This window comes from Micromonospora sp. 15K316, from assembly GCF_004348525.1.
Lineage (GTDB): Bacteria > Actinomycetota > Actinomycetes > Mycobacteriales > Micromonosporaceae > Micromonospora.
This window is the reverse complement of sequence record NZ_SMKG01000446.1, coordinates 1-597: the sequence shown is the minus strand read 5'-3', so window position 1 is coordinate 597 and position 597 is coordinate 1. Positions and strand designations below refer to the sequence as shown.

The window sequence follows — 597 nt, the reverse complement described above, 5'->3', positions numbered from 1 at the left end:
GGAACCTGCGCCCCACTCCACCGATGACGTCGGCCGGCAGGAGGAACTCAACGTCGGAGATCCGGTCCTCGGGAAGTCACGGCTGATGTCGCGGCAGTGCGACACCTGCATCTTCGCCCCGGCAACCGGATGCACCTCGGTCCGGGACGACTGCGTGCCCTCGTCACGCAGGCCCGCGAGCAAGACTCCTACATCGTTTGCCACGACACCTTGCCGCACTACCTGTACCCGCAGGCGAAACCCGCGATCTGTCGCGGTTTCGCCGACCGGTACCGCACGCGAGCCCTGCAACTCATCGAGCGGCTTTGGGGCTTCGTCGAGGTCGACCCACCACAGCCGGCTGAGCAACACGACAGCCGGCGCAAGGCTGACAAGTGAGAGGCGGTCACCTGGCAAAACCGCACGGACGAAGCCATGCGCCACCAAGCGCTCACCGGCCTTCCCTGACGCCCTGCGCGCAGCGGAGGTAGGGGCACAACCTGCGGGCCCCGCCGGGCACGCGCTGCGTCGGTGATTACGGTGGGCTGGACAGAATGCTGTCCAGCCCACCGTCCTACCTCGGCCCCTCTTCCACGTCAAGGGCACGTGTCGGTGTAC

At 67.2% G+C, this 597-nt stretch carries 1 protein-coding gene; it reads right to left on the bottom strand.

Features of this window, described 5'->3' with window-relative positions:
* Positions 1-423: hypothetical protein (locus E1211_RS33120; protein ID WP_207915605.1), on the bottom strand; the 423-nt coding region annotated here is incomplete at its 3' end.
* Positions 424-597 lie beyond the last annotated feature (174 nt).